Genomic DNA, 3,927 nt, shown 5'->3' on the forward strand with positions numbered 1-3,927 from the left:
ATCCACATGAACTTGCTCGTGACGGCGCTGGGCGGCGGCGCCATGCCGGCGGGAACCGAGGAAGAACGCGCGGCGCTCGAGCAGACCAAGACATTCAGGGCGAGCGGCTTCGGCTACTTCCTGGAGCAGGCCACGCGGCCGCAGACGATCGGCTATGCCCTGCTGGATTCCCCCCTCGCCCTGGCGGCCTGGATGCTTGACCACGACACCGACGCCTACTACAAGATCTCCCGCGCCTTCGTCGACGGGAAGCCGTCCGGCGGCCTCACACGAGACCACATCCTCGACAACATCACTGTGTACTGGCTAACCGGCACCGGCGCCTCCGCGGCCCGGTCGTACTGGGAGGGCGGACAAGCCACAGCTCGCGCGGCCGGGCAGGCTCCTCCGGAGGTCAAGCTCCCGGTCGGCTTCACCACCTTCCCCGGCGAGATCTTCGCGGCCCCGCGCAGCTGGGTCGAGAAGTCCTATCCCAACCTCATCTACTTCAACAAGGCCGGCAGAGGAGGCCACTTCGCCGCCTGGGAAGAGCCCGAGCTCTTCGCGACCGAGATCCGGGCGGCGTTCAGCCCGCTGCGCTAACGGCCACCCGTTCGGGCACCCCCGCCCGCGACAGCGTGTCCGCGCAGCACGCTCGTGCCGGCGCCTGAACGCTTCTTGCGCCGGCCGGCCGGGACTGTTACTCTCATTCCACTAAGCCATTAGTGGAATGAGAGATTGATGATCGAGTTCCAGCTTGACGAGACGTCGGGCGTCGCCACCTACCTGCAGCTCGTGCAGCAAGTCCATCAGGCCCTGCGGATGGGCATGCTGGAGCCGGGGGACCGGCTGCCGACCGCTCAGCAGGTCGTCGCCCAGCTGGCCATCAACCCGAACACCGTGCACAAGGCCTACCGGGAGCTGGAGCGGGAGGGACTGGTGCGCGCCCGCCCAGGGCTCGGCACGTTCGTTACCCGGCTGCCGTCCGGGATCGATCCGGCCGCGCAGGCCCGGTTCCTCGCCGAGCTGGCCGGCTGGCTCCGCTCGGCGCGCGCGGCGGGCCTGGGGCCCGATGACATCGAGGCGATCTACCGCACCGCGTTCCGCGACTGTTTCGCCGAAGGCGTCGCATGAACACCGTCATCCAGGCCAGCGGGCTGGGCAAGGCCTACCGGCGGACCTGGGCGCTGCGCGACTGCTCGCTGGCCATCCCCGAAGGCCACGTGGTCGGGCTCGTCGGCCCCAACGGCGCGGGCAAGACCACCTTGCTGCGCCTGGCCACCGGGATGCTCATGCCGACCCGCGGCACGATCACCGTCCTGGGCGAGCGTCCCGCGGCCGGGCCGGCGCAGCTGGCGCGGGTCGGGTTCGTCGCCCAGGACACCGCCGTCTACGCCAGGCTGACGGTCGCCGACCATCTCCGCCTCGGTGCCTGGCTTAACCCCGGCTGGGACGACGACCTGGCGCGGCAGCGGATCGGGCAGCTCGCCCTGGACCCGAAACAGCGGGCCGGGTCGCTGTCCGGCGGGCAGCGGGCCCAGCTCGCCCTCACCCTGGCGATGGCCAAGCGGCCCGAGCTGCTCATCCTCGATGAGCCGGTCGCCAGCCTGGATCCGCTGGCCCGGCGGGAGTTCCTGCAGGGCCTGATGGAGGCGGTCGCCGAGCAGCGCCTCAGTGTCGTGCTGTCCTCCCACCTGGTCGCTGACCTGGAACGAGTCTGCGACTACCTGGTCGTACTCGTCGCCTCCAAGGTCCGGGTCGCCGGAGAGGTCAGCGACCTGCTGGCCTCGCATCATCGCCTGTCCGGGCCGCGTCGCGACCCCGGCAGCCTCCCGGCGGGCCAGGTAGTCATCACAGAAAGCCACACCGACAAGCAGAGCAACCTGCTGGTCCGCACCGACGGGCCGGTCCTCGACCCGGCTTGGGCCGTGAAGCCTGTCAGCATGGAGGACCTGGTGCTGGCCTACATGAGCCGGGCCGGCGATGAGACGCCGACCCGCCGTCAGCACCTGGGAGTGGTGTCGTGATCCGGTTCGGCATGCTTCAGTTCCGCATCCAGGCCATCACCGCGGCCGTGACCCTGGCCGCCTTCACGATCCTGCTCGCGGCCACCGGGCCGCACCTGGCCAGCATGTACGCCGCCGACGGGCTCGACAGCTGCCACGGCAGCAGCTGCCTGAGCATGGCCACCTACTTCACTGCGTCGCTGGCCCGCAGCCCCTACAACGTGGTTTTCCTGCTCAGCACCGGGATCATCCTGCTGGCGCCCGCCGTCATCGGCCTGTTCTGGGGAGCGCCGCTGATCGCCCGCGAACTGGAGACCGGGACCGCCACGCTGGCCTGGAACCAGTCCGTCACCCGGACCCGGTGGCTGGCCGTCAAGCTCGTCATCGGCGGCCTGACCGCGATGGCCGTCACCGAGGCGCTGTGCCTCATGCAGACCTGGTGGGCAGTGCCGATCAGCCAGGCCGTCGCCGATGGCTCCGGAGTCGGCGTCGCCCAGAGCCGGTTCAGCCAGCTGAACTTCGCCACCCACGGCATCACCCCGCTCGGCTATGCCGCGTTCGCCTTCGCCCTCGGCGTCGCCGCCGGGGCGCTGATCCGGCGCACCGTCCCGGCCATGGCCGTCACCCTGGCCATCTTCGCCGCCCTCCAGGTCGCGATGCCGCTGTGGGTCCGCCCCAACCTCGCCCCGCCCGACCGCACAGTCGTCCCGGTCACCTCTCTGGGGGCCGCCATCCCGTCAGAGACCGGCGCGGGCGGCACGATCTTGACGTTCTACGCCATCACCATCCCCGGCCAGCCCGGCGCCTGGCTCCTGTCCAGCGGGCCCGTTAACGCCGCCGGGCAGCCAGTCAGCGCCACCCCGGCCGCCTGCATATCGGTAGAAGGCACCAGCCCGAGCCCGGGCGCGAACCAGGCCGCCAGCCCACAGGGGGCGACGACGGGGCCCGTCGCCTTCCGTGGCTGCCTGGCCAGCCACGGCATCCGGGAGGCCATCACCTACCAGCCCGCCAGCCGCTACTGGCGCTTCCAGCTGACCGAGACCGCGATCTACCTCGCCCTGGCTCTGGCCCTGGCCGGGTACTGCTTCCGGCGGCTCCGCCGCCTTTCCTGAAAAGGCCCGACAATGAGAAACGGCCTCGCAGCCTGAGACACGCCAGTCAGTCGGGGGTGCGGCCTGCGTTCTGGAGTTGGGCGGCGTCGCGGCCCGGGGGAGCGCCGAACAGGCGGCGGTACTCGCGGCTGAACTGCGAGGCGCTGGTGTAGCCGACGGCATGCCCGGTGCCCGCCACGTCCGCCGGGTTGGCGAGCAGTCGTAGCCGAGCCTGCTGGAGGCGGATCTGCTTCTGGTACTGCAGTGGGCTCATCGCGGTGGCCGCCCGGAAGTTCCTGTTGAGCGATGAGACGCTCAGGCCCACCTTGGCGGCCAGGTCATCGACGCGGACCGGCTCGTCGTAGTGCGCCCTGATCCAGGCGATCGCACGGCCGACCAGGGCGATGCGACTGCCGGCCACGCCGACCTGGCGGACCAGGCCGCCCTGCGGGCCTGTCAGCAGTCTCCAGTGAATCTCCCGCTTCACCGCCGGGCTGAGGATGCGCTGGTCATGAGGGGTGCCGGCCAGTGGCAGCAGCCGGACGACGGCGTCGATCAGCTCAGCGGTGGCGTCGCTGACCGACAGCGCCGGGCCCGGGGGAGCCGCCTGGGCGGGCAGGTCCGCCTCGATGAGCAACTCGGCGATGATGGCCGGGTCGAGCGGCATGCTCAGACCAAGGAACGGCTCGGCAGCGGACGCGACGGTGATGCTCGACGTGAGCGGCAAGTCGAGCGTGACGACGAGGAACTGCCCCACGGCGTAATCGAATACCTGGTTCCCGAGCACGGCGCGCTTCGCGCCCGCCGGATGGACCAGTTCGAGGCGAACGTGAGCGCCCTCGACCTCACCC

4 protein-coding genes and 1 pseudogene are annotated in these 3,927 nt (G+C 70.7%); 4 read left to right on the forward strand and 1 reads right to left on the reverse strand.

Features of this window, described 5'->3' with window-relative positions:
* The 4 genes and pseudogenes from WA805_RS07540 to WA805_RS07555 form a co-directional block, all read left to right on the forward strand.
* Positions 1–582 (forward strand): annotated as a pseudogene (locus tag WA805_RS07540) (hypothetical protein); the annotation flags it as partial.
* 138 nt (positions 583–720) lie between these two features.
* Positions 721–1,113 (forward strand): GntR family transcriptional regulator, encoded by a 393-nt coding sequence (locus WA805_RS07545; protein WP_422324848.1) that lies wholly within the window; start codon positions 721–723, stop codon positions 1,111–1,113.
* The gene (locus tag WA805_RS07550) at positions 1,110–2,006 is read left to right on the forward strand and encodes an ABC transporter ATP-binding protein (RefSeq protein WP_425238324.1); all 897 of its coding nucleotides are present in this window, start codon (positions 1,110–1,112) and stop codon (positions 2,004–2,006) included. The genes WA805_RS07545 and WA805_RS07550 overlap by 4 nt, the downstream gene beginning before the upstream one ends.
* The gene (locus tag WA805_RS07555) at positions 2,003–3,097 is read left to right on the forward strand and encodes an ABC transporter permease subunit (protein WP_425241975.1); all 1,095 of its coding nucleotides are present in this window, start codon (positions 2,003–2,005) and stop codon (positions 3,095–3,097) included. The genes WA805_RS07550 and WA805_RS07555 overlap by 4 nt, the downstream gene beginning before the upstream one ends.
* A 46-nt stretch (positions 3,098–3,143) precedes the next feature.
* Here the strand turns inward: WA805_RS07555 and WA805_RS07560 are convergent.
* Positions 3,144–3,927 (reverse strand): AraC family transcriptional regulator N-terminal domain-containing protein (locus WA805_RS07560; protein ID WP_425241976.1); only part of this gene is annotated, 784 nt, incomplete at its 5' end.

The organism is Trebonia sp., assembly GCF_049794275.1.
Classification (GTDB): Bacteria; Actinomycetota; Actinomycetes; order Streptosporangiales; family Streptosporangiaceae; genus Trebonia.

Excerpts from the sequence above, each read along its gene's own strand:
- WA805_RS07545 (WP_422324848.1), top strand. The coding sequence starts at position 721 with ATGATCGAGTTCCAGCTTGACGAGACGTCGGGCGTCGCCACCTACCTG.
- WA805_RS07550 (WP_425238324.1), top strand. The coding sequence starts at position 1,110 with ATGAACACCGTCATCCAGGCCAGCGGGCTGGGCAAGGCCTACCGGCGG.